The organism is Pseudomonas sp. A1230 (assembly GCF_044218825.1).
Classification (GTDB): domain Bacteria; phylum Pseudomonadota; class Gammaproteobacteria; order Pseudomonadales; family Pseudomonadaceae; genus Aquipseudomonas; species Aquipseudomonas iridis.
In genome coordinates, this window is sequence record NZ_CP162582.1 from 1898817 (window position 1) to 1924761 (window position 25945).

Below are 25945 nucleotides of genomic sequence, written 5' to 3' on the forward strand. Positions count from 1 at the left end.
ATCGCGAGCAGGCACGCTCCCACAAGGGGAGTGGTTCTAGACGCGGAACTGGCGCAGCAGGCCGTTGAGTTGTTCGCTCAACTGCCCAAGTCTTACGCTCGCCGCACTCGACTGTTCCGCCGCCATGGCCGTGCTGTGAGAAAGCCCCGCCGCCTGGGTAACGTTCTGGTTGATGTCCTCGACCACATGCGCCTGTTGCAGTGTGGCGCTGGCAATCGACGCGTTCAGGCCACTGAGGTTGCGCAACGCCTGGCCGATGGCATTCAGGCTCGCGCCCGCGAGCCCAGCCTGTTCAATGGTCAGTTGCGACGCCTTGCTGCTGTCACCGATGACCTTCACCGCCGCCTCGGAATGATTTTGCAGGCGTTCGATCATCGACTGGATTTCCGCTGTCGACTTCTGCGTACGTTGCGCCAGCAAACGCACTTCATCCGCCACCACGGCGAATCCACGACCCTGTTCACCGGCCCGTGCCGCTTCGATCGCTGCGTTGAGGGCAAGCAGGTTGGTTTGCTCGGCAATCGAGCGAATCACCTCCAGCACGCTGCCGATCTGGGTACTTTCGGTGGCCAAGGTGCGAATCACCTCGACCGCTTGGTCAATGGTGCCCGAGAGCTTGTCGATCTGTTGCAGGCTGCCGTCGATATTGATCTGGCCCTGTTGCGCCTGCGCCTCGGCATCACGCATTTCGGTGGCCGCATGCTCGGCGTTTTTCGCCACGTCCTGCACGCCGTAAGTCACCTCGTTGATCGCGGTGGCCACCAGTTCCATTTGTTGCGATTGCTGCTGGCTACGTTGCTGGGCTTGCGAGGCATCGTTGCCCAGCTCGCTGGACGATTGACCGAGCGCACTGGCCGACACCTGCAACTCACCGATCACCCGGCGCAATTTGGCGGTAAACGCATTGAAGTGGTGAGCCAGTTCGGTCACTTCGTCCTTGCCGTGGGTATCGAGGCTGCGGGTCAGGTCACTTTCGCCGCTGGCGATGTTGGCCATGGCGTTCACGGTTTCCTGCAAGGGGCGCACGATGCTGCGCGCGATCAGGATCACCAGCAAAGCCATGATCACGGCAATCGCCAGCCCGATAACGGTGGCCTTGATCACCTGGCCCTGGAATTCGCCCTGCACGTCGTCGACGTAAACCCCGGAACCAAGTACCCAGCCCCACGGTTCGAACAGCTTGACGTAGGAGGTCTTGGCCACCGGCTCACTGGCGCCCGGTTTCGGCCAGCGGTAGTCGACCATGCCGGCGCCTTTGGACCGGGCAATCGCGACCATCTCGTTGAACACCGCAAAACCGTCCGGATCGCGGATGGCCGAAAGATTCTGGCCTTCGAGTTTGGGATTGGTCGGGTGCATGACCATCACAGGGGTCAGGTCGTTGATCCAGAAGTAATCGCTCTGGTCATAACGCAGCCCACGGATGGCAGTAAGGGCCTGTTTCTGCGCGGCCTCTTTAGTCAGCGTGCCGGCGGTTTCCAGGTCGTGGTAATAGGTCAGCAGGCCGCTGGCGGTCTGCACCACGTGCTGGGTTTTCTGGGCTTTGGCGTGATACAGGTCGTCGTGGATCTGCTTGAGCATCAACACGCCCAAGGTCAACAACATGACCACCGCCACAATCAAGATGAGCCACAAGCGTCGGCTGATCGACACACTGCGCAAGCTGTTCATAACGCTGTCACTCCGGATTCTTTTTCTTGTAATTAACGACCGCCAGCATCCGATCACGATTTCGCGAGCGGGCCTACGCGACCCAAGTCGTATAACGCGGCAGCGCTATTAAGGCTTGTCTGTTAGGATTTCGGCCCCGCGCGTGAAAACCTGAATCGAAGTTGATATTTCACGGAATTTTGACCCGTTCGTAGGGATCCTGTGCGCGCGGAATCGATCCAGCATTAACCAGCTACGCTGATCGCAGTGAACGTAAAAAATACTATCGGGGCATGCCCGCGTGCATCGCTCTTTGGGGGATTGATGGATCTTTGGACCGCCTTGCAGGCATTGATACTAGGAGTTGTAGAAGGGCTGACGGAGTTTTTGCCCATTTCCAGTACCGGACACCAGATCATTGTTGCCGACCTGCTCAACTTCGGCGGCGAACGGGCCATGGCGTTCAACATCATTATTCAACTGGGCGCGATTCTCGCCGTGGTCTGGGAATTTCGCCGCAAGATTATCGACGTGGTCATTGGCTTGCCGTCCCAGCCAAGTGCGCGGCGCTTTACGGCTAATCTGCTGATCGCGTTTTTGCCAGCCGTGGTGTTGGGGGTGATTTTTGCCGACCTGATCCACGAATACCTGTTCAACCCGATCACTGTTGCGGCGGCGTTGGTGGTGGGCGGGGTGATCATGCTGTGGGCGGAAAAGCGTCAGCATGAGGTGCATGCCGAAACGGTCGATGAGATTCGCTGGAGCGACGCCCTTAAAATCGGCTTCGCCCAATGCCTGGCAATGATTCCCGGCACTTCGCGTTCCGGCTCGACGATCATTGGCGGCCTGCTGTTCGGCCTGTCGCGCAAGACAGCCACCGAGTTCTCGTTCTTCCTCGCCATGCCGACCATGGTCGGTGCCGCAGTGTACTCGGGCTATAAGTATCGCGATCTGTTTGTACCGGCGGATTTCCCGGTGTTTGCCATCGGTTTCGTCACCGCGTTTATCTTCGCGATGATCGCCGTGCGCGGTCTGCTCAAGTTCATCGGCAGCCATAGCTACGCGGCATTCGCCTGGTATCGGATTGTGTTCGGGCTGGTGATTCTGGCGACGTGGCAGTTCGGCTGGGTGGACTGGTCGGCGGCCAAGGCATGAGTGATTCGCGCGCGCGCCGCCCTGAAGGTCGGCCGTCCGGTGGCGGTATTCAGAACCTGAAACTGAAGCTGGTCGTCCTGTTGATCGTCTGCGCATTGCCGTTGGCAGGCTCGCTGTCGATGTGGCTGAGCGGCATTTCTCTGGTGCCGCTGGCGGCGTATGGGATTGTCAGCGTGTTGGCGTTTTTCATGTACTGGGCGGACAAGCGCAAGGCTCGCAACGATGCGTGGCGTACGCCGGAAAACATCCTCCATGCGCTGGAACTGGCTGGCGGCTGGCCGGGTGCGTTGATTGCCCAGCAGGTGTTCCGGCACAAGACGCGCAAGGTGTCGTTTCAGGTGCTGTTCTGGGTGATCGTTGTGTTGCATCAGGTGTTCTGGATCGACCAGTTGTTCCTCGGCTCGAACCTGTTATCCCTCATCTGAACCCGCGCAAACCCTTATAGGAGCTGCCGAAGGCTGCGATCTTTTGATCTTGGCTTTTAAATCAAGATCAAAAGATCGCAGCCTTCGGCAGCTCCTACAGGGGTGAAGTGGCAAGCAACCGTGCAGCCATAGCGAGGTGTTAAAGCAGCAATCCGATGCGGGTTTTCTTCGGCAACTTGCTCACCACCAACTGATGCGACCGTTGCAGCAACCCTTGCAATTCCTCGGTGCCCAGCGGGTAGGGCGGATGCATGATGATCCACTGTGCCCTTGCCAGATAAGGAGCCGGATGAATCCCGGGGCGGTCGCAATGGCCCAAAAACAGATCCTTGTCGACCTTGAACGCCAGCGAATCCCCACGCAGCCCTTGCAAGGCAAACATCTTGTTGCCGGCAATCGAAAATACGCGCACGCCACCCCACTTGTAGTCCTCGCGCGCGCCGGGCAATGCCAGACAAAACGCGGCGACGTCCGCTTCGCTCATTTTTCCCTTGCTCATAACAACCGCTCCCCACAGGCATTGAACGACTCGACCAGGTGATCAATCCACGCACGCACCGCCGGCATGACCCCGCGCCGATGCGGGTACACCGCTTGCAGCCAACCGCCGGGCAGCGACCATTCTGGCAGCAACTGCACCAGCGCGCCGCTTTCCAGCTCGGCCTCGCAATACATCATGGGCAGTAACGTGAAGCCCTGGCCGGCCAGGACACAAGCCTTGCGCACGACAAAATCGTCGATGCCCAGCCGTGCTTCCATGCTCAGCTCGAAACTGGTGCCCTGTTGATCGAGCAAACGCACATGCACCAGCCGATCGGCCTCAAGCGCCCCGAGCACCGGCAGGTTCTTCAGGTCTTGCGGGTGGCTGATCGACTGACCTTGCATGAATGTCGGGCTGGCCACGACCACCATTTGCGCCTGACGCAGACGGCGCGTGACCAGTAACGGGTCTTCATCGCCCAACTCGCGCACGCGCAGGGCAACATCAAATCCTTCGGCGACCAGATCGACCCGACGATTGAGGAGCACCACTTCAAGTTGCACCTGAGGGAATTTGCCGAGGAAGTCGCTGATCACCCACGGCAGCATTTCATGCGCCAGGCCGGTAGGGCAGGACACCCGCAAACGTCCCCGCGGTTCGCTGGACATGCTGGCGACGGCTTCGTCGGCCATTTCCGCTTCAAGCAGCATCGCCTGACAGTGACGCAAATAACGCTCGCCGACCGCAGTGAGGTTGAGTTGGCGTGTGGTGCGCTGCAGTAAACGCGCACCGAGACGCTCTTCAAGTTCGGCGATGCGCCGCGACAGTCGTGACTTGGGAATCCCCAGCAAACGGCCGGCCGCCGCAAAACCGCCAGCCTCGACGACTTTGGCGAAATAGTAGAGATCGTTGAGATCTTGCATGGTTGATATCCAACTGTTCTATCAGTGGGACGAACTATCGCATTGCTGGCGGCTAATCAGCTATTGGTTTGTTGCGTAGGATTGTCTCCATTCCGTCGCCACCGGCGATTCATTCCAGGGGATTCCACATGAAACTGCTGCATATCGATTCGAGCATTCTGGGCGACAACTCGGCTTCCCGTCTGTTGAGCAGCGAAGTCGTCAAAGCCTGGCAAGCCGCTGAGCCAAGCGCTGTGGTGACTTACCGCGACCTGGCCGCTGACGCCATCAGCCATTTCTCGTCGACCACGCTGGTTGCCGCCGGCACCACCGCTGAACTGCGCAACGCTGCACAGCAACACGAAGCCGACCTCAGCGCTTCGACGCTGGCCGAGTTCATCGCTGCTGACGCTGTAGTGATCGCTGCACCGATGTACAACTTCACCGTACCGACCCAACTCAAGGCGTGGATCGACCGTGTTGCCGTTGCCGGTCAAACCTTCCGCTACACCGAAGCCGGCCCCGAAGGCCTGTGCGGCGGCAAGAAAGTAGTGATCGTTTCCACCTCTGGCGGCATTCACGCCGGCCAGGCCAGCGGTATCGCCCACGAAGAATATCTGAAGCTGGTATTGGGTTTCCTTGGCATCACCGACATCGAAATCGTCCGTGCCGAAGGCTTGGCGTACGGTGACGAAGTGCGCAACAACGCCATGACCGCCGCGCAAGCCAAGATCAGCGAGCAACTGTTCGCCGCCGCGTAAGGCTTGCGTAAAAAACAGCTGATGTTCAGGTAGTCCCCAAAAAACTCTGTATTCTGGTTCCGCAAGGGCCAAATACGGAGTTTTTTGTTTCTGGCTGTTACATAATCTGGCCCGGGTTATGCTGTCAAACGATCAGCGTCTGAGTGCAATGTCGTGACCTGCGCACCGAATCCACGGCTTTCTGGTCTCACACTGCAACGGATCTTACGATTGAGTCACAACAGGGTGGGGCGTCCGGTGATACGTCTTTGTGCAACGTTACTGATTTGCCTGCTCGGCAGCCTGATTACGGTGCAGGCGGCGCCGGGGCGCCATCCTGTCTGGAGCGTTGGTTACCACGAGATGACGTTCCTCGATCCGCTCGACTTGCAACCGATGCGCGCCATCGCGTTCTATCCCTCCAGCGACCGTGAACACCTGAGCCTGCTCGAGGGTTATTCGGTCGAAGCCGGCGAAGACACCAAGGTCGCCATTGGCCGATTCCCGATGCTGATGCTGTCTCATGGCAACACCGGCACGCCGCTGGCCCTGCACGATCTTGCCACGTCACTGGCGCGCAAGGGGTTCGTCGTGGTGGCGGTGATTCACCCCGGCGACAATTCCAGGGATCACAGCCGACTCGGCACCCTCAGCAATCTTTACGGGCGGCCGATCCAGATTTCCGAAGCGATCACTGCGACCCTTGGCGACCCCATGCTGGCGCCGTTCGTCAATGCTGAGCAGGTCGGCGTGATCGGCTATTCGGCCGGGGGCGAGACAGCGTTGATTCTCTCGGGGGCGCAACCGGATCTGGATCGCCTGCGCCGCTATTGCCAGGAACGCCCGGACGACCGCGATGCCTGCAACACCCAAGGCGAGCTCATTGTTGACCGTGATGATTTGCAACCGGTGGCCGACCCACGCGTGCATGCCTTGTTGCTGATGGCGCCGCTCAGCCTGAAATTCGGCCGACATACGCTGGCTGACGTGCATGTGCCCGTGCTGCTGTACAGCGGTGATGGCGACAAGCTGGTGGCTTTCGATAAAAACGCTGCCGCACTGGCGCGCAAACTGCCGACTGCACCGGACTTCAAATTGCTGGCCGGGGCAGGGCACTTTGTGTTCATGGCGCCGTGCAACGAAGAGCAGATCATTGCCATGCCGGCGTTGTGCACGGATGCCGATGGGGTTGATCGTAAAGACATCCATCGCAACCTGATTTCCGAGGCCGGCCGATTCTTCGCCCATGCCCTGGGCCGGCCTACACGGGCGGGTATGCAGACTGCGGATCAGTAACCCATAAGATCAAAAGATCGCAGCCTTCGGCAGCTCCTACATTTGGATGGCGTACACCCTGTAGGAGCTGCCGAAGGCTGCGATCTTTTGATCCCGCTTTTCAACCCACTGCCCGGCGCTTGAGCATCAAGGTCAACCCCAGTCCTGTCACCGACAACAGCGCCGCACTGAAGAAAATCCACGAATACCCCAGATTCAACGCCACTGCCCCCATCAACGGCCCGGCAACCGCCAGTGCCAGATCAAAGAACACCGCGTAGGCACTCAACCCGGCACCGCGACTGGAACTCGGTACCTGCTTGATCGCCTCCACGCCCAGTGCCGGATACACCAACGACAGGCCAAACCCCGCCAGTCCGGCGCCGATCAATGCAAACGCGGTGGAGGGCGCGAGCCACAGCATCACCAGCCCCACGGTTTCAACGGCAATGCAGGCGATGGCCGAGGTGAAGCCGCCGAATCGACTGATTGCCGAAATAAACATCAGCCGCGACACGATGAAGCACACCCCGAACACCGTCAGGCAATACGCCGCGCCGCTCCATCCGCGGTTGAGGTAATAGAGGGTGATAAATGTGGTGAGTGTGCCGTAGCCGATTGAGGCCAGCGTGAGGCTCGCGCCGAACGGTGCAATCCGCCCGAACACGGCCCAAAACGGCAGACGCTCACCGCGTATCACCGGTACCGAAGGTTTGTTACGAATCAACAGCAACGCCCCCGCCGCCAATACCGACAGCGAAATACCGAGGCTGGCGAAACCGCATTCGGCCACCATCACCACCCCCAGCGGCGCACCAATCGCAATGGCGCCATAGGACGCGATACCGTTCCAGCCGATGGACCTGGCGGTGTGCTCGACCCCGACCTGGCCCATGCACCAACTGATGGTGCCGACACCGATCAGCCCCTGCGCAATGCCCAGCAACAATCGCCCGAGAATCAGAATCAACAGGCTCGGCAGCGGATAGCTTTGCAGCAGCGTTGACACCAGTGTCAGCGCGCCACTGAGCACAATCCCCAGCAAGCCATACACGATCGCCCGTTTGGTGCCGATGGTGTCAGACATGCGCCCGGCCATCGGCCGGCTGAGCAGGGTAGCCAGGTACTGCGAGCCGATCACCAGTCCGGCAATGATCGCGCTGAAACCCAGTTGTTCATGAACATAACCCGGTAGCACCGCAATCGGCAGTCCGATGCAGAGGAAGGCAATAAAGGTATAGAAAACGATAGAGACGATCTGCACGGTGATCGCCATGGAGCGTTGCGGTGGCAGTTGCTGCGCAGACATGAGGACTCGTTCGCGGACGGCGGTGGGAGAACTCGCATCATGGCGTGGGTGTGGAATAAAAGGAAGCTGGCTAACTATTTTTCCGGAAATGCATTCCCCTGTGGGAGCGAGCCTGCTCGCGAAGGTGTCTGCACCAAAAAATGACTGACCCTGAAATGCAAAAAGCCCTGTCACATGGACAGGGCTCTTAACTTGCAGCTAGCAGCTGAAAACTCGAAGCTGCTTTTTTAGAATACGACACCCTGGCTACGCAGGTAATCATCGTACGTACCGCTGAAGTCGGTCACGCCGTCCGGGCTCAGCTCGATGATGCGAGTGGCCAGGGACGATACGAACTCACGGTCGTGGCTGACGAAGATCAGCGTGCCCGGGTAGTTTTCCAGCGCCAGGTTCAGCGCTTCGATCGATTCCATGTCCAGGTGGTTGGTCGGTTCGTCCATGATCAGCACGTTCGGCTTTTGCAGGATCAGCTTGCCGAACAGCATGCGGCCTTGCTCACCACCGGAAATCACCTTCACCGACTTGAGGATTTCGTCGTTGGAGAACAGCATCCGACCCAAAGTGCCACGGATCACTTGCTCGCCCTGAGTCCACTGACCCATCCAGTCGAACAGGGTCATGTCGTCTTCGAAGTCGTGCGCGTGATCCTGGGCGTAGTAGCCCAGCTCGGCGGCATCGGTCCACTTGACGCTACCGGCATCCGGAGTCAGCTCGTTGACCAGAGTACGCAGCAGCGTGGTCTTGCCGATACCGTTCGGGCCGATGATTGCTACGCGCTCGCCGGCTTCAACCTGGAAGCTGAAATCCTTGAACAGCGGCTTGCCGTCAAAACCTTTGGCCATCTTCTCGACCATGACAGCCTGGCGGTGCAGCTTTTTGTTTTGATCGAAGCGGATGAACGGGCTCACGCGGCTCGAAGGCTTGACCTCGGCCAGCTGGATCTTGTCGATCGCCTTGGCGCGGGAAGTGGCCTGCTTGGCTTTCGAGGCGTTGGCCGAGAAGCGGCTGACGAACGATTGCAGCTCGGAAATCTGTGCTTTCTTCTTGGCGTTGTCCGACAGCAGTTGCTCGCGGGACTGGGTCGCCACGGTCATGTACTCGTCGTAGTTGCCCGGGAACAGGCGCAGCTCGCCGTAATCCAGGTCAGCCATGTGCGTGCACACGCTGTTCAGGAAGTGACGGTCGTGAGAGATGATGATCATCAGGCTGTTACGCTGGGTCAGAATGTTTTCCAGCCAGCGAATGGTGTTGATGTCCAGGTGGTTGGTCGGTTCGTCGAGCAACAGCACTTCCGGATCGGAGAACAGTGCCTGAGCCAGCAACACGCGCAGTTTCCAGCCTGGCGACACTTCGCTCATCGGGCCGAAGTGCTGCTCGATGCCGATACCCAGGCCCAGCAGCAGTTCACCGGCACGGGATTCGGCGGTGTAGCCGTCCATTTCGGCGAATTCGGTTTCCAGCTCGGCCACGGCCATGCCGTCTTCTTCAGACATTTCCGGCAACGAGTAGATGCGATCGCGCTCGGCCTTGACCTTCCACAGCTCTTCGTGACCCATGATCACGGTATCGATCACGGTGAATTCTTCGTAGGCGAACTGATCCTGGCGCAGCTTACCCAGGCGTACATTCGGCTCGAGCATGACCTGGCCACCCGTCGGGTCAAGGTCACCGCCGAGGATTTTCATGAAGGTCGACTTGCCGCAACCGTTGGCGCCGATCAGGCCATAACGGTTACCCGCGGCAAATTTGACGGAAACGTTTTCGAAGAGCGGCTTGGCGCCGAACTGCATCGTGATGTTAGCTGTGGAGATCAATTACCTTACCTATCAATGGTTTAGAGCTGGTCTTTTTTGCCTGATACCGTTTTGATACCAATCTGGAGCTTTTCCAGCTCCCCCCAGTCTGAGCTTGAGTTGAGCCAACGCGCATACGTCGTCAGCAACATTTGGACGCTGTGGCCAAGTTGCTGAGCGATGAATGCGGGGTTCATGTTGGACATTAAGCATATTGTCGCATAAGTATGACGGCAGTTGTACGGCGGCCGATAAGGCATCGCTAGCGCCTTCAGAGCTGGCCTCCATTGTTTGTGCAGGTCCGAGGTCTGTTTGATGTACTCGCTGTTCTTCGAAGGCGGGAACACGTAAGGCGTGGTTTTGATCTTGCCGATGCCATTTGCGCGACGCTCTGCGTATTGACGGGCGAACTCGAGGGCGTGGAGGGCTCGTTCATTCAGCAGAACAAAGCGGTCCTTGCCGGTCTTGGTTCGCTCCTCGACGAGGCCAAGAGCCACGGTGCGGCAGACATGAACCTGACGTTTCACCAAGTCGACCGCATCCCAGCGCAGCGCCGCGACTTCCGACAGTCGCAGCCCGGTGAAGAATGCGAACTCAAAGAACGCGGCGTAGATCCCGCTCGGCCAGTGTGTCGTCTGATACAGGTGGGCAATAATGCTGTTGGCTTCGTCTAGGGAGAATGGGCTGATCTCCTTTCGCGATCGCTTGGGGCGGTCTATTGTCGTTGCCGGGTTTTTCTTGATCAGATCTTCAGCAACTGCCGCCTCCAAAATCGTCGAGAGTTTGACCAGAGCGTTACGCCGAACACCAGGCGACGTCCACTCCGTGGCCGCAATAACGCGGCGTAGGAGTGCGGGAGTGATTTGATCGAGGCGTATCAGTGCCAGTGGCGGAATCCAGTACAGGTTGAGCGCGCCTTTGTAGTTGTTGCGCGTGCCGGTAGTAATAACCCGACCATCTAGCCAAAGCTGGGCGTACTCGTGAAACGTCGGAATGCTGTTTAGCAGAACGACCGAGCCGGGGAACAGCTCGGCGTACTTGGTATCATCCAAGAGGCCGAGCTTGATCAGGCTTCTTACTTGATCGCGTAGTTGGGATGCAGCTTTAATACCTTTCGGCGTCGCGGGGTAAGGGAGCGTTTCGCATCTTCGGGCCCCATTCCAAGTAAAACGAATCCGGAGGGATTTGCGGAAGATTTCCACTCCACTGGGCAAATCCATTGTGATTCTTGCCATTCTTCATACCTTTTTCTGCTGTACATAATGCGGTTCCCCTGCTTATTCCAGACACCTTCAGGTATCTGTTTGCGTGCGCGACGAGTCGCAAGAGCCCTAAAGGAGATGCCCAAGATATGGGCCATAGCCTCCTCAGAAACCTTATCAACGTCGGGATGAGGCACCGTTTCCAACGTGCTATTTGTCATAAAATTTGCCCTCGCTTATGCGTGTACGGAGCGCTTCGAATGCGCTTGCTGCCACGACTGGAACCTGTCCGTTGCCAATGGCCTTAAGTCGGTCCACCCGATGGGCCATCCCATCAGCCACTCGGCCCATTCCGGGTTCAGATGACCACCATCCATTGCCATCACGGCGTGATCCAAGCGATCGTTCGAGCGGTCGGCCCCGGATCGGCGAGTCAGTGCGGCAGGGGAGGATCCCTTTGCCATGCTCGCCACCGGTGTTGGCCACCGCCTGACGCGTGTCTTCTGCGATGAGCCAGATCCGATCCCGCTGATGAGGGGCACAGAGGTCAGCCGCTCCGATAACACCCCATCGCGCGTCATACCCCATTTCGGCAAGGTCACCGAGCACCACGGCAAGTCCTCTTCCCACAAGCAATGGTGAGTTCTCCAGTTCGACGTAGCGCGGTCGTACCTCATCGGTAATTCATGCCATCTGCCGCCACAGTCCGGAGCGGGCGCCGGCGATACCGAGGCCGTTGCCTGCAACCGAGATGTCCTGACAAGGAAATCCTCCCGAAACCACGTCAACAAGGCCTCGCCATGGTCGCCCGTCAAAACTGCACACGTCAGACCAAATCGGGAAAGGCGGGAGCAGTCCATCGGTTTGTCGTTGCGCCAGAATCTGTGCGGCGTAGGCATCACGCTCAACGGCGCAGATGGTGCGCCAGCCGAGGAGGTGGCCGCCGAGTATTCCGCCACCAGCGCCTGCGAAAAGAGCCAGCTCATTCACGCAGCCTCCACAGTGACTTTCTCGGCTATGGCGAGTGGTTTTCCGGCTAGGCTGTCTTCGATTTCTGGCTGCGGTTGCGGAGTCATTGCAAGCACCTGTTCGCGCAGGGACCAAGCATCACGCTCGAGTTTCTTGCCAGTACGAAAGGCGCTGAAGGTCTCAGCGGCGATCCGCAGCAGCTCGCCGATGCCGATCAGCGTCTGGTGCTCGGCCGGGCCGAACAGCGGACCTGCTTCAAGTCGTTTGCAGGTGTGTGCCAGACGCGTGTGATCGGCCCGGATGAACTGCAGGGAGGCTTGAAGCTCGCGGATGGTTTTGGCGCTCGCGGCGCGCTGGATGTCTTCACCCTCGCGCAGACCTGTCTCCATACCATCACTGCGGCCCATGATGTAACCGCCCCAAAGCAACAGGGCGGCCAGAACTGTCAGGATGACGAGTGCACCGATTTGTATTGGGGTCATCATGTGGTGTGCTCCTGGGATTGTTGTTGGCCAGTGGTGAAAGCCGTCAGCGGTGTAGGCGCAACATGGCGTTGACTGTTCTGCTGTCGCTGCATGTCTTCATCAGCCTTGTAGGCGTTGATGTCGATCAACGAGGCCATGTGCCGAATGTGGATGTATTTGAGTGCCTTGCGGCTCGCGTCGACCGTGGTGATCGGAAGCTGAATCCTGCCGTTGTGGATCTCAGTCACAAATAGCTGAGAGTTCAAATTGCGAAAATAGGCCTCCCGTATTTTTTCCAGAGGGATCAGCACATTCCCGAAGGTGCGGTAGAGCATTTCGACGGTGGCTGTTTCGGGCGCAGAGATGAGGCGCAACTCGCTCTGATTGGCAGTCATGCTCTTGCCTCTTTTCGAGCTTCATATTCACAGCGAAATGCCAGTCGGGAACGAGCCCATTGTTGTACTTCTGCCAGTACCCATGCCACGGACGCGCCCTTTCCGGTTGCTGCTGATAGCTTTACCGGGCGCGGGAAGTCATTGTCGGGATCGCTTAAGAACTTATAGAGCGTCGAGCGTGCTAGTCCGACAATCTTCGATACTTCTTCAATCCGAATTAACGTCGCTGCTGGATTGGGAGTGATTGTGACTTCGCCTGACTGTAGCGGTGTGCCGCCTGCGGCTTCAGCAGCCAGGTTAAGTACGTTTCTTACGTTCTGAGGTGTCCGATCTGCATGAGGCAGTATCAGTAAAGATTTCAATAGGTAATCAAGAAGGTCGTTGTTCATCATTTCTGTTCCTTTTCGGATGATTCCAAGCGTTCAGGCAGTGGCGTCTCGTGAGCTCGCGCAGATGTTCGGGTACTTCGAGGAGCGCGGCGTTGCGCTCCTCGCGTGTACGCATGGCGACGATCTGGCGGGCGTATTCCCTAGGCCACGTCACGGCGGTTTGCCGGAAGAGCGGGAAGATCAATGTCCAACTGCTCGGCTAGCCAGCGGATGCCGGATTGCTTGACCCTGGTCGACTGGCTGTACTGCATGCCGTATTTCTCGTCGTACCAAGGGCTGTCTTTGATCCGCAGATACTCACCATCGCGTTTAAGGTCTGCCGGCAGGTTTCCCTTGAGCAGCCCTTTTTCCCGCATGCGTGCGATGAGCTGGGGACGGGTCAGGCCGAGATGAGTTGCTGTTTGGGCGAGGGTGCGTTCCACGGCGTCCTCCTTAAGCTGCGTGTGCAGCAGGAGTGGCCGCTGCAGCAATTTGGCTGATGGATTCGCTGACCTTGCCGTAGATCTCGACATCGGTACCGCACGCGGTAAAACACCGGGTACGCGGACTCTTATTGCCAATGCTGAGGATGGCGGTGATGCAGGAGAGGGTGTGCGGCCGATGAACAGTGACGTGCAGGGGCACGTCGAAGCCCATGTCGAGGCTCAACACACCACCGGTGCGGATCAGCTCAAATACCCGCTGCTTGTCTTGGACTTCGAAGCGACCATAGTGGCGATCGGCATGCGGGCGATGCGCCAGATCGCCTGTGTTGCTCGTATCAAGCGGGCCGTTGGCAATCTCTTCGATGAAGTCGGCCAGTTTGAGGTGCATCTTCTTGTCGTTCGGCAGGGTTAGCGTGTGGCGTTCGCTGCCCAGTTCGATGACAAAAGTGCTTTCCACTGTGCCCCGTTCAGCCTTGAGACGGAATGCTAGGCACTCGCGCTTCGGCGCTGTGCGCAAGACGTGGTTGAAGGTTTCGGTCAGGTTGACCTGGGCGCTGAGCAAATGCAGGGTGCGGTTGTCGATCTTGTACTTGATCATGCCGCGTGCCCTCCGCCGTTCGGATCAACAGGAGAGGACTGGCAGGTCTTGGCAACAAGCTTGGGTTTGCTGTTATGAATGACGACCAGGCAGCCCGTGGAGAGCTGCAGCTGTTCGATCAATTTGCGTTTGCTGACGCATGCCGGATGGACATGCAGAGATGCGGTGGTGCGCATAGGTATTGCCTCGCTCTGTGATAAAGAGTGAGGCAAATATCACGCATCGTGCTTGCTGGTGTCAATACATATTGTGATTAAGGCGTGATAGTGCTGTGCATGAATCGTGATGATTTGAGGATTCCGCCGACAAGATGGATGTCCTCTACCTCATGCTCGGGCAAATGAATGATCTCATGATCAGTATTCACGCTATCTAAACGGTACATGCCATCCCGCAGATAGATGAACTCTTTAATCATAGTGCGCCCGGCTGACGTCCGAACCATGACCTCATCACCACTGTAGAAACTTTTATTGGGCTCGATTAGTACAAATTCGCCATGCTTTATACGAGGCATCATGCTGTCACCCGAAACACGAAGCCCATATGCATCGGGGTCATCGCTGTGGATATTCAGATAGCCGTCGCCGTGTCCAGGCGGAAAATCAAGCGCTTCAAAATAGCCTTCATCTCCTAACTGCGCATTTCCTACCACCGGTACTCTTCCGTCCTTGGCCAATCCAATACTGCTACTGACAGACTGATCTGCGTTTCCAGACCTAACAGGGCGTGAGGCTGAATAACCTTGCGGGCTCACTGAAATGGCCGAGACAGGTGAGACCGGATGATCTCCGCCTGCGACCAGTTCGGCAAATGGCACGCCTAATGCGAGTGCAATTTTTTCCAAGTCTTGAAGGTTTGGTTGACGGGCACCTTTCTCGTAATTGCCGATACGAGATTGAGATTCCCAGCCGCATGCTAACGCCAAAGCTTGTTGGCTAATGCCCTTAGCTTTGCGGTACTGCCTGATTCGTAAGCCGAGTGTGTTCATATGCTTTTTTTACCACGCAGTGAAATCTTTTATCAGCACTTTACGTGTTGAAATGTCTGCGGATCGTGTTTAAGATGCGTGCCGGGTCACTGGAGAACGTTATGAATCTAATCGCTCACTTTCGGGAGCTGGCCGGCATCAAACAACGAGATTTGGTACACGCACTAGGTTGGACACAGGCACGTATTAGTAATTATGAAGCGTGTCGCCGGACTCCCGGCCTCGCCGAGAGTAGAGAGATCGTAAGCTCGCTCAATGAGCTTGGTGCATCTTGCACTCTTGACGAGGTATTTCCTCGAAAATCTACGCCGCATAAAACGGCATAGAAAAAAGGCGACCCTAAGGTCGCCCTGTTCCTCCCGACAGCATCACCACATGCTGCCGGGTCGCGATGTCGAAAGGCGAGCACACCACATGCCGCCGACCTTCATCGCGTTACCAAGGCTCGGAAGCCTTGGTGTTGCTGCCGTTCTTATCACAGAGCTGGCAGCTGTTGCGCCAGGGGTGAGCAACGGATTGTTCGCCCCGGCACGGTGCCGGTGTTGGTCTTGAGAACCTCGCCGGCTTTTGGGCCTTACCAAGCCACGCGACAAATGTATCACCAACTTCTGTCGCGCGGCACTGGCAACTTTTAGGATTAATGCCATGAGCCGAATTGCTCTGAGTTCTCTGGAACGGGCGCAGCGGGAAATCCTGCCGCTCGATTTAGCGTTGTATCACGCTGCCCGCGATTATCCGGGCGGGGCTGCTGCCATCGCAGCCACGACCGGTCGTAACTCGACCACACTGCAGCACAAACTGTCGCCGACCCACCCGAGCCACTCCATCAACATTCAGGAATTCGGCGAGATTCTCGAACTGACCAAGGATCGCCGCATTCTCGATGCGGTGCATGCACTGGTCGGCGACACGGTCTGGCAGGAACTGGCCGACACCTACACTAATGACATGCCGGAAACCCTCACGACGGGCATCGCCGAATACTTCCGCCAGGTCGCTGATCTGGCCGAGACGTGGGCCAAGAGCATCGGCGACGGTGTGGTGACTGATCAGGAACTGGCTGCGATTCGCCTGCAGGTGTTCCGGGGCATTCAAGGGCTGCTCGGGTTGTTCAACCGCGCCACCTACGTCAACCAGACGACGCGAGGTGCTGATCGTGGCTGACATCGCCGATTTCGCTAACGACCTGGTGCAGGAACGCATCGATCAGGCCATGGCGGCGCGCAGCGCTTCCAAAGCCGAAAGCGCTGCCCATTCCTTGCTGTTCTGTGAAGCCTGCGACGACCCGATCCCGGAAGCACGCCGCCTGGCTCAACCGGGTTGCTCGCAATGCATCAGCTGCCAGTCCCTCTCTGAGCGGGGGATTCAGCATGCTCGATGAGGTATTGGGCCAATTCGCCGATTACGGTCTGGAGCCAGCGCAACCGCTGGTGTTCGGCAAGCTGACGCGCTGCAAGACATCGCAGGACAAGGGCAAGGAAAAGAACGGCTGGTACGTGGTTCACGAGCAGCGCACGGAGAAGTGCGACACGCTGATATTCGGCGCCTTCGGTGACTGGCGTTCGGGCGAGACACAGAAGATCAAGGTCAAGGCCGGTCGCATGTCGCCGGAAGAACGTGAAGTGATGCGTGCCCGCCAGGAAGAAGCCAAGCGCCGCGCCGCCGAAATCGCGAATAACGCTGCGCGGCGGGCCGCGAAGAGAGCGCAAAGTTTGTTCGAGCGCATGCCGACCACCGGGCGCAGCGACTACCTGGACCGTAAACAGATCGTTGGCATCAAGGTCCGTTACGCGCCACGCACCGGCGCCGTGTTGGTGCCGATGAGCGATGCGCACAACCAGCTCCTGGGTCTGCAGGTCATTTTCCCCAGCAAGCAAGAGGACACCGGCCGCGACAAATCCTACTGGCCTTACGGCATGGCAAAGGAGGGCGCGTTCCACCTGCTTGGCTCGTATCCGGAGCCAGGTGAGCCGGTGCTGGTCTGTGAGGGTTATGCCACCGGTGCCAGCCTGCACATGGCGACCTCGCTCACCGTGGCCGTCGCCTTCGACGCCGGTAACCTGCTGGCCGTATGCAAGGCCATGCGTGAGCGTTTTGCCGGTTGCCCGCTGATTATTTGCCGCGATGACGACTGGAAAACCACCAAGCCCAACGGCGATGCCTGGAACCCGGGTGAAGAGAAGGCCAACAATGCCGCCCTGATTGTCGGTGCCCAGGTGGTTGCGCCGATCTTCTCGGTCGAGCGTCACGACAAGTGGACTGACTTCAACGACCTGCACGTAGCCGAAGGTCTCGACGCAGTTCGTCGTCAGGTACTGGCAGTGGTGCGTCCACCAGCGGCCGGTGGCTGGAAAGACCAGCTTGCTCGCAGTGAAAGCGGCGCCCTGATCGCGCACATGCAGAACGTCGAATTGATACTGGCCAATGACGAGCGTTGGGCTGGGGTCATCAGCTACAGCGCTTTCAGCTCGAAGATCGTCAAGCTTCGTGCGGCACCCTATGGTGGCGGTACCGGTGAGTGGGCTGACATCGACGACATGCGGGTGATGAAGTGGCTCGCGCAGCAGTACAACTTGCGTGTGAAGTCTTCGCACGTTATCGAGGCGGTGAGCGTCGTGGCACATGACCACGCGTTTCATCCGGTGCGCGAGTATCTGAAAAAGCTGGAATGGGATCGCGTGCCTCGCCTCGAAGCCTGGCTCACTGATGTGATGGGTGTGCCCGCGTGCGACTACACCGCCAAAGTCGGCAAACGCTGGTTGATCTCCGCCGTGGCTCGGGTGATGAAACCTGGCTGCAAAGCTGACTCGGTGATGATCCTCGAAGGCGCACAGGGCGCTGGTAAGTCGACCGCCATGAGCATTCTCGGTGGCGATTGGTTTATGGACACCCCGTTTGCCCTGGGCGACAAGGACGGCTTTCAGGCGATTCGCGGTAAATGGATCGTTGAGCTCGGTGAGCTGGACAGCTTCAACAAAGCCGAGAGCACCAAGGCCAAGCAGTTCTTCTCCGCGTCCACCGACACTTACCGCGAGAGCTACGGCCGCAGAACCATGGACGTGCCACGCCAGTGTGTCTTCGTCGGCACCACCAACCAGGACGAATACCTCAAGGATGCCACCGGCAACCGTCGTTATTGGCCGGTGGCCTGTACGAAGGTCGACCTGCCGTTGCTACGTGAGATCCGCGACCAGCTCTGGGCTGAGGCGGTCTTCAGCTACGAGGCGGGTGGCCTCTGGTGGGTAACTCCGGACGAAGCGCCGATGTTTGCCGAAGCTCAGGATCAACGATTTGTCGTCGATGAATGGGAAGGACCCATTCTGACCTGGCTGGAGGAGTCGCAGATCGGCGAGACCGCCACCGGCAGCGAGATCATGAGTCAGGCACTCAAGCTCGATCCTGGTCATTGGGGCAAACCGGAACAGATGCGGGTCGGTGCGATCATGCACCGGCTGGGCTGGCGACGTTTCCGCCTGGGAGCTTTGACCAAGAGCCGGCAGCGGCCTTGGGCGTACAAGAAACCGGAGGATTGGGGCAGGGTGCCTGCGCTGGAACATACCGAGTTCAAGGAGCCGTGCTTCGATGATTAAGGCGATCGATATGGCCCTCAAACAATGGGCGCAGGAACTGCACAGCGATGAGGTCGCCGCCGGTTACTCGGGCGGTAACATGGTTGCCATGATGATGGAGAGCGGTGGTCAACTCGTGCGCGGCAGGCGCGGGAGCAGGGTGCCGCTGGAAGCCTCTCTGGACATCGAGCGCATCGTCAAGAAACGTCTCGATCCCGAGTTGATGACGGTGGTCCGGGTGCATTACTTCCAGCCTGATGCACCTTTGACTGCGCGTCTGGCTGAGAGTGGCTGCACACGCAACCTCTACTACCAGCGCCTGCATGACGCTCACATCGTGGTCGAGCACTTCCTGCTGGGGGAAGCGGCTTGATCGCGGGCATTCCTCTGGCTTACACCGTCCCACCGACCTGCGGCCGTCCCACTGATTTTAGCAGTGGTGGGACGGCTGCAGGCCGCGTCGTTGTTGGGCTGTCCCACCGTCCCACCTTTTTCATGCCTCCCGCCCGTGTATGCGTAGCGGGCATCAATGCGCGTGTTCACGCGCACGCGTGCTTTTAAATATTCTCTCTATACACGAGAAAAGAGAGATAAAAGTAGGACGGTGGGGCAAAGCCCCAATCTGCGGGGCTTTCAGACGTCCCACCTTGTTTTAGAGAAGTGGGACGCATGGGACGCCACAACAGCAAAGGCCAGCCGGGATAGATATTCGCCGACATTCGTCAGCCGTTCACCGGGCATCACCCACACATTCACCGGATGGCATTAAAACGGTCTTGCTGCCACCAGAATCGACCTGTAAAAAGGGGCCATCTTCGATGGGTGCGACCGCAAAGCGCGGCAGGCCACCCACCACCTGACCCGGCCATCGCGCCGGGTCTTTTTGTTTAAGGGGCAGGGCAATGACGAACGAGCAACAGGCACTGGCAGAGATGCCGATCTGGATGGTGATTGCCCTGTCCCTGGTTGGCGGTGTGTCCGGCGAGATGTGGCGCGCTGACAAGGATGGGGCACGAGGCTGGGCATTGTTGCGCCGCCTCGCACTTCGGTCCGGCGCCTGCATCGTCTGCGGCGTGTCAGCAATGATGTTGCTGTTCAGCGCGGGCCTGTCGATCTGGACGGCGGGCGCCTTGGGTTGCCTAACAGCGATGGCCGGCGCCGATGTCGCCATCGGCTTGTACGAACGCTGGGTAGCTAAGCGGCTCGATCTGAGCGAGGCGGAACCGAAGGCATGACGCGGGGAGGCCGGACGGGGCGCAGATTTCACGGGTCCTCCCCGAGGGCCGCCCCCTACACGGGTTATCGAACTCGCGGAATCTCTCTAGCTGAAACCTTCGCAGGGATGTCCGTCTTTCCAACGGGATGGGGGCAGGGCATGGCACTCGAATGTTGAGTCGACCGACCGGACCGGGCAGAAAACCGCCGGGGACCCTGGGGACTTTCGAAGGGTACGGGGTCGGAAACCCGCGGGATCGTGTTAGTGGTAGGCCCGCCAGCTTACTGAAATTTCAATCATTGAAATCTTGAAAGGATTCATTGAAAAGTCGCTGAAAAGACGGGCTTAGACACGCATTTGCATAACTTTTCGAAAGCGCCTTCGCCGCGCACGTCGGACGGTCAACAACCTACATTGACCGGGCGTAAGAAAACGGCTGGCTGGTCCTGTCTCTCAACAGCAAGCAAGCAGGTCGATGTGCTGGCCATTGAAGCGTTGACCCGCGATACTGCCGATCCGAGCAAGACTGCCGTTGCTGCTCGCCACCAACAGTAGCGGCTTCATGTGTACAGCCACGTCTCAGCTCAATTCGAAGCGACCAACTTCGTTGTGCCCCGTCCGCTGAGCCCGCGCAAGGGTAATCTCCGGATTTTGAACGAGCACTGTCTAGTGCAGACGGCGGATGCAGTTTCGCAAGGAGCAGGGACCTCTTGGGAACGAGAATTTATCGCAGTGGCTTTTTGGCTAGATCGTCTGGTAGGAAAGGTCCTACAGTTCGGGCGGAAATTTCTTACATTTCTATTTCTGGGTGTCGCGCATTATTTTTCCCGGAGCAGAGAGAAGCAACTTGCTTGATCATTTATTACCACACAACTTTTTCGACAACTGCCGAGCATATGGAAGGGGAGCTGGCAGTTGTTCGAGAGTCACTGAATATCAACAGTGAGTTTAGTGGCTGGTAATCAATAGTCTGCAAGTCGGATCTCTCGGCCTGATCAATAATTATCCCAAGAGATGGATTAAATGAAGAAGATTGTCGCTGTTACCGCTGCAACTGTTGTCATGGGCCTTGCTTCCTTCGCCAACGCCGCCACGCCGGCGAGCGGCAACCCGGGGACTGTGCGCTTCATCGGTGAAATCGTTTCCGGCGCTTGCGGTATCGACGCAAGCTCCCTGGACCAGACCGTGTCCCTGGGCCAGGTGCCATCGAACCAGTTCAAGGCGATCGGTGATCGTTCGACGCCGACCAAGTTCGACATCATCCTGACCGACTGCGATACCGCTACCCAGAAAAACGCCCGCTTCACCTTCAGCGGCGTCCAGGACCCAGCAGTTCCGGCACTGTTCGCCACCACGGGTCTGGCACAAAACGTTGGTATTCGCTTGCAGGCCAGCGCCGGCGAAATGCTCGACAACGGCAAGGAGCAAGTTGCACCGGTTGTCCTGCAGAACGGCAACAACACCGTCACCTTCGCGGCCATGTATGAAGCCACCGCCGCGACCGTGACCACCGGTGAAGCAGACAGCGTTGCCAACTTCACCGTGGCTTACAACTGATACGCCCGTATCGAGTGTTGTAAGGAAAAGGGGCGAGAGCCCCTTTTTTCTTGTCCGTTACGTTGCTGATTGAAGGGTACTTTCCGTGTACTGCCGCAAACTATTGGTGTCTTGCGTATTGTTCTCCTGCGCGCGTTATTCGTCTGCGCTGGAATTCAATACCGAGTTTCTGAACATTGATCAAAATGACGATATCAGCCTCGGCCAGTTCACCCATGCGCAATACACAGTGCCGGGCAAATACTTGCTGGATATTGTGGTTAATCAACGTTATTTCGGAACTCGCTCCATCGAATTCAAACCTGGCGACAACCCGCAGGAAAGTTACGCGTGCCTGGACGAAGAACTGGTGACCATGTTTGGCCTGAAACCGGACTTGTTCAAAGGCTTGCCGCGCCTCGCCGGTGGCCAGTGCGTGGACTTGCGCGCCATCGACAACGCCACGATCAAATACCTGAAAAACCTCGGTCGTCTGTCGATCAGTCTGCCGCAAGCCTCCTTCGAGTACGACGACCCCAATTACATTCCTCCGGCTGCCTGGAGCGACGGCCTCGATGGCGCGCTGCTGGATTACCGGCTGATTGCCAACGATCGCCAGTCCAGCGCTGCCTCGGGCGACTCGCGTTCATTGCAGAGTTACGGCACCGCCGGGCTGAACATTGACGCTTGGCGGGTTCGCGCCGACTATCAGGCCCAACACAATTCCGGCGAGCAGAATCGCGGTATCAACGACAAGGCCTTCCAGCTCAATCGTCTATACGCCTACCGTGCGTTGCCGGCGATCCGTTCGAAATTGTCCGTCGGCGAAGACTATTTGAACTCCGACGTGTTCGATACTTTCGCGCTGCGCGGCGCGACCCTGAGCAGTGACGACCGCATGTTGCCGCCCAACCTGCGTGGCTATGCGCCTTTGATCAGCGGCCTGGCGCGCACCAACGCGACGGTCACGGTTTCGCAACAGGGCCGGGTGTTGTACTCGACCACCGTGACGCCGGGCGCGTTCAGCATTCAGGACCTCAACAGCAGCGTGCAGGGTACGCTCGACGTGACTGTGCGCGAAGAGGACGGCAGCGAGCAGACGTTTACCGTGTCCACGGCGGCGGTGCCATTTCTGTCGCGCGAAGGCGAGTTGCGTTACAAGGTTTCGGCAGGTCAGCCGCGACTCACAGGCAGTGGCGGCACCGAACCTGGGTTCGTCGCTTCGGAAATGGCGTACGGCTTACCCCACGACTGGACGCTTTACGGCGGTGTGCTGGCGGCCAGCGACTACCTGTCGAACGCGTTTGGCGTCGGCAAAGACCTCGGAGTTTTCGGTGCGCTCTCAGCCGATATCACCAACTCGCGCGCCAAGTTGCGCTGGACCGGCGAGACGGCGGTGGGCAACTCGTACCGCATCAACTATTCCAAACATTTCGATGGCATTGGCACCGATCTGCGCTTCCTCGGTTACCGTTTTTCCGACCGAACGTTTACCAACTTCTCGCAGTTCGTCGGCGATCCCGATTCCTATGCCCTGAACTCGGGCAAGCAGCGCTATTCGGTGACGCTGGCCAAGCATTTCGGCTGGTTGTCCACGAGTTTTTCCTACGATCACTCTACCTATTGGGACGCGGCGCCGTCCGACCGTTTTGGCTTGTCGCTGGCGCGCAGCTTTTCCGTGGGCAACGTCAAGAACATCAACGTCAATCTGTCGGCGTACCAGACCCAGAATGCGCAGCGCAACGACTCGCAGATCTATCTCGGGGTGAGCATTCCGTTGGGCGGCAATTCGATGTTGTCGAGCAACTTCCAGCGTTCTGGCTCCGGTGGAGCATCGGCCAATGCCGGTTACAGCCATGACGACGGGCAGGGCGTGAATTATCAACTGTATGGCGGCGTGGGCGACAACAAATACGTGAATGCCTACGTCGGCAAACGTGCCTCGACTTATCGCGCCAACGCCTCCGCGACCACCGATGGCAGCACCTATCGCTCGCTGACCGGCGAACTTGACAGCTCGCTGGTCGTGACCCGTTACGGCGTGTCGGCCCATGGAAATGGTTCCAATGGCGACACGCGATTGCTGGTGTCCACCGACGGCGTGCCGGACGTGGCCTTCACCGGCCAGGCGCGGACCAACAAGGATGGCTACGCGGTAATGGATGGCTTGCCTTCGTTTCAGGCCTACGAGGCCCGGGTCAACATGGAGAAGTTGCCGCTCAATACCGAAGTGACCAACCCGATTCAGCGCCTGGCTTTGACCGAGGGCGCAATCGGCTATGTCAACTTCGCCACCGGCCAGGGCCACAACGCCCTCGTAGCGTTGACTCAGGCCAACGGTCAGCCGGTGCCGTTTGGCGCATCAGTTCAGGACAAGGACACGAACAAGGAAGTCGCAATCGTCGGCGAGGCGGGCGTGACCTATTTGCTCGGCGCAAAAAGCGGCGCGCGACTGGTTGCACGCTGGGACGAAGCCAGGAGCTGCACGCTGGCTGTTTTGCCGGAAGAAGACGTGCTGAGCAATGTCGCCAAGCCCGTGCGGTGCCTGTAATCCGGGCATCGATCGATGCCTGTTCCTTGATTTTTGTGGAGAACCCATATGTCAGTTTTCAAGATCCAGCCTTTATTCAACCGCCTGAGCCTGCTGGTCGGGTTGTCTGTTCCACTGCTCGCCAACGCGGCCGTGGTGCCGGATCGCACGCGGGTCATTTTTGAAGAAAGCGCACCGTCGGTGAGCGTCACACTCAGCAACAAGAACCCGCAATTGCCGTTCGTGGTGCAGTCGTGGATCGAAGACCAGAACAGCAAAAAGGTCAGTTCACCGTTCATGGTGTTGCCGCCGTTGCAGCGCATAGAGCCTAATGAAAGTAGCGTGCTGCGCATCGTCAAACTGCCGGATGTGGCGTTGCCCACCGACCGTGAGTCGGTGTTCTATCTCAACGTGCGCGAGATTCCACCGAAGACCGAAGCGGTGAATTCGATGCAGATTGCGCTGCAATCGAAGATCAAGTTGTTCTACCGCCCGGCAGCCGCCAAGCGTGAGCGCGGCGAAGATCTCGCATTGCGCATGAACTTGAAAATCGACCCGGTCGGCAAGCAATTGTTGGTGGACAATCCTTCGCCGTTTCACATCACCGTGGTCGGTCTGCTGACCGGCCCGGACCAGACCAAAATGCCCATCGATACGCTGATGATCGCACCCTTCAGCGGCGCCCGGATTGCCCTGAGCAATACCAGCTTCAGCGAACTGCGGGTTTCGAACATGAATGACTTCGGCGGCCAGACCGACTCGCTGTTCACCTGCGCAGCCAATGTGTGCAAGGCCGTGAAGCCATGACATACCGCGCGTTGCTCAGACTGGGCGTGGTCGCGTTGCTGCTGGCGTTTTCCCAGGCGTCCTGGGCACTGGTGTGCAAGTCGTCGCAGGGCGGCAGCTACCTGAGCGAGTACATCGGCCCGGTCTCGGTGCCTGACACCGTGCCGGATGGCACGATCATCTGGCGCTCGAAAACCCACGTGGTGCCCGCCGATTGCTGGAAGGTGCACGACATTCACTTTCAGGAAGACGATCCGATCTATTTCTATGGCAACCCGGCCGGCCTCGACGCCACGCCTTGGGGCATCGAGTTCGGCCTGGTGTACCGCCAGGTCACCTCGTGGGACGGCGACTGGAGCGCCAACCCGACGCAGGGCGTCAACAGTGGCTATATATCCCGTGGCTGCCCTGGCGCGGCCAATGATGCCGACATGTTGGCCTGTTCACGCGTGACCCCAAGCATCGCGTTTCAAGTGGTGATCCGCAAAAGAGGTCTGCTGCCGCTGCAGCGTCCGTCCCAGGACACCTACGACGTGTTTCAGTTTGACGGCCTGTACGGACTCAATGGCGGCCCGAGCAACCCTTTCGGCAACTTCCGCTTTCAACTGAGCGGATTGCAGAACATCGTCGGCACCGCGTGTACGGTCGATGTCACCGTGACCCCGGAACCGGGCATCGTCGACTTCGGCGTGATCCAGAAAACCGCCACCGGGTTTTCGCCACCCAACCCGACCAAGCCATTCAGCCTGGCCCTGGAGAAGAAATGCAGCAGCGCAATCAACATCGGCGCGACCTTCGTCACCGCCAGTCAGCAGGGCGAGTACAACATTTTGCCGGCGGGGGATAGCCAGTTCGCTATTCAGGTGAGGGATGCGCAGAACAACCTGGTACCGATCAACGAACCGTTTCCGCTGGCCAATTTTCCGGCCGACGTCAGTCATATCGATGTGCCTTTCAGTGCCTCGGTTGTTTCGCTGGGCGACCCTAAAGTCGGGCCGTTTGAAGCGATAATGGTGGTGCAGGTCATCTATTACTGAATTAGCAGCGCGCGACGCATGCTGGGGTAACTGGGCAAGGGATATCTACAGAGAGACTTATGCCTAAGGCAACGATTGTGGATAATTATCCGTTTATTCGATCTTCGG

The 25945-nt window shown here is 58.4% G+C and carries 26 protein-coding genes and 1 pseudogene; 13 read left to right on the top strand and 14 right to left on the bottom strand.

What is annotated here, in order from left to right; all coding sequences use genetic code 11:
• Window positions 1-36 precede the first annotated feature (36 nt).
• On the bottom strand, window positions 37-1671 hold the full coding sequence (locus tag AB4P97_RS09075; protein WP_273877006.1) for a methyl-accepting chemotaxis protein: 1635 nt from the start codon (window positions 1669-1671) through the stop codon (window positions 37-39).
• Between the two features lie 303 nt (window positions 1672-1974).
• Here AB4P97_RS09075 and AB4P97_RS09080 point away from each other — a divergent pair, with 303 nt between their 5' ends.
• Both AB4P97_RS09080 and AB4P97_RS09085 read left to right on the top strand, forming a co-directional pair.
• Complete coding sequence (locus AB4P97_RS09080) at window positions 1975-2805, top strand: undecaprenyl-diphosphate phosphatase (protein ID WP_395602489.1); 831 nt, start codon at window positions 1975-1977, stop codon at window positions 2803-2805.
• Complete coding sequence (locus tag AB4P97_RS09085) at window positions 2802-3230, top strand: DUF1294 domain-containing protein (protein ID WP_047301011.1); 429 nt, start codon at window positions 2802-2804, stop codon at window positions 3228-3230. The genes AB4P97_RS09080 and AB4P97_RS09085 overlap by 4 nt, the downstream gene beginning before the upstream one ends.
• Before the next feature lie 139 nt (window positions 3231-3369).
• Here the strand turns inward: AB4P97_RS09085 and AB4P97_RS09090 are convergent, their stop codons facing one another.
• Both AB4P97_RS09090 and AB4P97_RS09095 read right to left on the bottom strand, forming a co-directional pair.
• Window positions 3370-3729: an MmcQ/YjbR family DNA-binding protein gene (locus AB4P97_RS09090; RefSeq protein WP_042559061.1), complete on the bottom strand. Its 360-nt coding sequence runs from the start codon at window positions 3727-3729 to the stop codon at window positions 3370-3372.
• The gene (locus AB4P97_RS09095; protein WP_047301013.1) at window positions 3726-4634 is read right to left on the bottom strand and encodes a LysR substrate-binding domain-containing protein; all 909 of its coding nucleotides are present in this window, start codon (window positions 4632-4634) and stop codon (window positions 3726-3728) included. Before AB4P97_RS09095 ends, AB4P97_RS09090 begins: the two co-directional genes overlap by 4 nt.
• A 128-nt stretch (window positions 4635-4762) precedes the next feature.
• Between AB4P97_RS09095 and AB4P97_RS09100 the strand changes: the two genes are divergently transcribed.
• Both AB4P97_RS09100 and AB4P97_RS09105 read left to right on the top strand, forming a co-directional pair.
• Window positions 4763-5374: an FMN-dependent NADH-azoreductase gene (locus tag AB4P97_RS09100; RefSeq protein WP_047301015.1), complete on the top strand. Its 612-nt coding sequence runs from the start codon at window positions 4763-4765 to the stop codon at window positions 5372-5374.
• 237 nt (window positions 5375-5611) lie between these two features.
• Window positions 5612-6649 (top strand): dienelactone hydrolase, encoded by a 1038-nt coding sequence (locus AB4P97_RS09105; RefSeq protein WP_200614542.1) that lies wholly within the window; start codon window positions 5612-5614, stop codon window positions 6647-6649.
• Window positions 6650-6749: 100 nt separating this feature from the next.
• Here AB4P97_RS09105 and AB4P97_RS09110 read toward each other — a convergent pair whose 3' ends face one another.
• The 11 genes and pseudogenes from AB4P97_RS09110 to AB4P97_RS09160 form a co-directional block, all read right to left on the bottom strand.
• On the bottom strand, window positions 6750-7937 hold the full coding sequence (locus AB4P97_RS09110) for an MFS transporter (RefSeq protein WP_395602490.1): 1188 nt from the start codon (window positions 7935-7937) through the stop codon (window positions 6750-6752).
• A gap of 227 nt (window positions 7938-8164) precedes the next feature.
• Complete coding sequence (locus AB4P97_RS09115) at window positions 8165-9751, bottom strand: ABC-F family ATPase (protein WP_080896013.1); 1587 nt, start codon at window positions 9749-9751, stop codon at window positions 8165-8167.
• A 20-nt stretch (window positions 9752-9771) separates the two neighbouring features.
• Complete coding sequence (locus AB4P97_RS09120; RefSeq protein ID WP_395602491.1) at window positions 9772-10965, bottom strand: tyrosine-type recombinase/integrase; 1194 nt, start codon at window positions 10963-10965, stop codon at window positions 9772-9774.
• A 177-nt stretch (window positions 10966-11142) separates the two neighbouring features.
• Window positions 11143-11922: pseudogene (locus AB4P97_RS09125) on the bottom strand (DNA cytosine methyltransferase).
• Entirely contained in the window at window positions 11919-12386 is a 468-nt protein-coding gene (locus AB4P97_RS09130) for a hypothetical protein (protein WP_395602492.1), read from the bottom strand. The pseudogene AB4P97_RS09125 and the gene AB4P97_RS09130 overlap by 4 nt, the downstream one beginning before the upstream one ends.
• Complete coding sequence (locus tag AB4P97_RS09135) at window positions 12383-12760, bottom strand: pyocin activator PrtN family protein (RefSeq protein ID WP_395602493.1); 378 nt, start codon at window positions 12758-12760, stop codon at window positions 12383-12385. Before AB4P97_RS09135 ends, AB4P97_RS09130 begins: the two co-directional genes overlap by 4 nt.
• Window positions 12757-13152, bottom strand: a complete 396-nt coding sequence (locus AB4P97_RS09140) for an AlpA family phage regulatory protein (RefSeq protein WP_395602494.1) — start codon at window positions 13150-13152, stop codon at window positions 12757-12759. The genes AB4P97_RS09135 and AB4P97_RS09140 overlap by 4 nt, the downstream gene beginning before the upstream one ends.
• Window positions 13153-13289: 137 nt before the next feature.
• A complete protein-coding gene (locus tag AB4P97_RS09145) occupies window positions 13290-13571 on the bottom strand; it encodes a phage antirepressor KilAC domain-containing protein (protein ID WP_395602495.1) in 282 nt (93 codons plus the stop codon).
• 10 nt (window positions 13572-13581) lie between these two features.
• Window positions 13582-14172 (bottom strand): hypothetical protein, encoded by a 591-nt coding sequence (locus AB4P97_RS09150; protein ID WP_395602496.1) that lies wholly within the window; start codon window positions 14170-14172, stop codon window positions 13582-13584.
• Window positions 14169-14348 carry a hypothetical protein gene (locus AB4P97_RS09155; protein WP_395602497.1) on the bottom strand — a complete coding sequence of 60 codons (180 nt, stop codon included), beginning with the start codon at window positions 14346-14348 and terminating at the stop codon, window positions 14169-14171. Before AB4P97_RS09155 ends, AB4P97_RS09150 begins: the two co-directional genes overlap by 4 nt.
• 77 nt (window positions 14349-14425) lie before the next feature.
• On the bottom strand, window positions 14426-15163 hold the full coding sequence (locus tag AB4P97_RS09160) for an XRE family transcriptional regulator (protein WP_395602498.1): 738 nt from the start codon (window positions 15161-15163) through the stop codon (window positions 14426-14428).
• Between the two features lie 645 nt (window positions 15164-15808).
• On the opposite strand from AB4P97_RS09160, the gene AB4P97_RS09165 reads away from it, so the two are divergent.
• From AB4P97_RS09165 to AB4P97_RS09205, 9 genes are all read left to right on the top strand, one after another.
• Complete coding sequence (locus tag AB4P97_RS09165; protein ID WP_139053677.1) at window positions 15809-16327, top strand: phage regulatory CII family protein; 519 nt, start codon at window positions 15809-15811, stop codon at window positions 16325-16327.
• Complete coding sequence (locus AB4P97_RS09170) at window positions 16320-16544, top strand: TraR/DksA family transcriptional regulator (RefSeq protein ID WP_395602499.1); 225 nt, start codon at window positions 16320-16322, stop codon at window positions 16542-16544. The genes AB4P97_RS09165 and AB4P97_RS09170 overlap by 8 nt, the downstream gene beginning before the upstream one ends.
• Window positions 16534-18753: a VapE domain-containing protein gene (locus AB4P97_RS09175; protein WP_395602500.1), complete on the top strand. Its 2220-nt coding sequence runs from the start codon at window positions 16534-16536 to the stop codon at window positions 18751-18753. The genes AB4P97_RS09170 and AB4P97_RS09175 overlap by 11 nt, the downstream gene beginning before the upstream one ends.
• Complete coding sequence (locus AB4P97_RS09180) at window positions 18746-19105, top strand: hypothetical protein (RefSeq protein ID WP_008086750.1); 360 nt, start codon at window positions 18746-18748, stop codon at window positions 19103-19105. Before AB4P97_RS09175 ends, AB4P97_RS09180 begins: the two co-directional genes overlap by 8 nt.
• Window positions 19106-19634: 529 nt before the next feature.
• Complete coding sequence (locus tag AB4P97_RS09185) at window positions 19635-19967, top strand: phage holin family protein (protein WP_395602501.1); 333 nt, start codon at window positions 19635-19637, stop codon at window positions 19965-19967.
• Window positions 19968-20971: 1004 nt separating this feature from the next.
• Window positions 20972-21505: a fimbrial protein gene (locus AB4P97_RS09190; protein WP_261735259.1), complete on the top strand. Its 534-nt coding sequence runs from the start codon at window positions 20972-20974 to the stop codon at window positions 21503-21505.
• Between the two features lie 85 nt (window positions 21506-21590).
• On the top strand, window positions 21591-24035 hold the full coding sequence (locus AB4P97_RS09195) for a fimbria/pilus outer membrane usher protein (protein ID WP_395602502.1): 2445 nt from the start codon (window positions 21591-21593) through the stop codon (window positions 24033-24035).
• Window positions 24036-24083: 48 nt separating this feature from the next.
• On the top strand, window positions 24084-24821 hold the full coding sequence (locus AB4P97_RS09200) for a molecular chaperone (protein ID WP_395602503.1): 738 nt from the start codon (window positions 24084-24086) through the stop codon (window positions 24819-24821).
• The gene (locus AB4P97_RS09205) at window positions 24818-25837 is read left to right on the top strand and encodes a fimbrial protein (RefSeq protein WP_395602504.1); all 1020 of its coding nucleotides are present in this window, start codon (window positions 24818-24820) and stop codon (window positions 25835-25837) included. The genes AB4P97_RS09200 and AB4P97_RS09205 overlap by 4 nt, the downstream gene beginning before the upstream one ends.
• Window positions 25838-25945 lie beyond the last annotated feature (108 nt).

Bases quoted from the DNA above. Each gene is read 5' to 3' on its own strand.
- AB4P97_RS09075 (WP_273877006.1), bottom strand. From the start codon at position 1,671: ATGAACAGCTTGCGCAGTGTGTCGATCAGCCGACGCTTGTGGCTCATC.
- AB4P97_RS09080 (WP_395602489.1), top strand. From the start codon at position 1,975: ATGGATCTTTGGACCGCCTTGCAGGCATTGATACTAGGAGTTGTAGAA.
- AB4P97_RS09085 (WP_047301011.1), top strand. From the start codon at position 2,802: ATGAGTGATTCGCGCGCGCGCCGCCCTGAAGGTCGGCCGTCCGGTGGC.
- AB4P97_RS09090 (WP_042559061.1), bottom strand. From the start codon at position 3,729: ATGAGCAAGGGAAAAATGAGCGAAGCGGACGTCGCCGCGTTTTGTCTG.
- AB4P97_RS09095 (WP_047301013.1), bottom strand. From the start codon at position 4,634: ATGCAAGATCTCAACGATCTCTACTATTTCGCCAAAGTCGTCGAGGCT.
- AB4P97_RS09100 (WP_047301015.1), top strand. From the start codon at position 4,763: ATGAAACTGCTGCATATCGATTCGAGCATTCTGGGCGACAACTCGGCT.
- AB4P97_RS09110 (WP_395602490.1), bottom strand. From the start codon at position 7,937: ATGTCTGCGCAGCAACTGCCACCGCAACGCTCCATGGCGATCACCGTG.
- AB4P97_RS09120 (WP_395602491.1), bottom strand. From the start codon at position 10,965: ATGGCAAGAATCACAATGGATTTGCCCAGTGGAGTGGAAATCTTCCGC.
- AB4P97_RS09130 (WP_395602492.1), bottom strand. From the start codon at position 12,386: ATGATGACCCCAATACAAATCGGTGCACTCGTCATCCTGACAGTTCTG.
- AB4P97_RS09135 (WP_395602493.1), bottom strand. From the start codon at position 12,760: ATGACTGCCAATCAGAGCGAGTTGCGCCTCATCTCTGCGCCCGAAACA.
- AB4P97_RS09140 (WP_395602494.1), bottom strand. From the start codon at position 13,152: ATGATGAACAACGACCTTCTTGATTACCTATTGAAATCTTTACTGATA.
- AB4P97_RS09150 (WP_395602496.1), bottom strand. From the start codon at position 14,172: ATGATCAAGTACAAGATCGACAACCGCACCCTGCATTTGCTCAGCGCC.
- AB4P97_RS09155 (WP_395602497.1), bottom strand. From the start codon at position 14,348: ATGCGCACCACCGCATCTCTGCATGTCCATCCGGCATGCGTCAGCAAA.
- AB4P97_RS09160 (WP_395602498.1), bottom strand. From the start codon at position 15,163: ATGAACACACTCGGCTTACGAATCAGGCAGTACCGCAAAGCTAAGGGC.
- AB4P97_RS09165 (WP_139053677.1), top strand. From the start codon at position 15,809: ATGAGCCGAATTGCTCTGAGTTCTCTGGAACGGGCGCAGCGGGAAATC.
- AB4P97_RS09175 (WP_395602500.1), top strand. From the start codon at position 16,534: ATGCTCGATGAGGTATTGGGCCAATTCGCCGATTACGGTCTGGAGCCA.
- AB4P97_RS09180 (WP_008086750.1), top strand. From the start codon at position 18,746: ATGATTAAGGCGATCGATATGGCCCTCAAACAATGGGCGCAGGAACTG.
- AB4P97_RS09185 (WP_395602501.1), top strand. From the start codon at position 19,635: ATGACGAACGAGCAACAGGCACTGGCAGAGATGCCGATCTGGATGGTG.
- AB4P97_RS09190 (WP_261735259.1), top strand. From the start codon at position 20,972: ATGAAGAAGATTGTCGCTGTTACCGCTGCAACTGTTGTCATGGGCCTT.
- AB4P97_RS09200 (WP_395602503.1), top strand. From the start codon at position 24,084: ATGTCAGTTTTCAAGATCCAGCCTTTATTCAACCGCCTGAGCCTGCTG.
- AB4P97_RS09205 (WP_395602504.1), top strand. From the start codon at position 24,818: ATGACATACCGCGCGTTGCTCAGACTGGGCGTGGTCGCGTTGCTGCTG.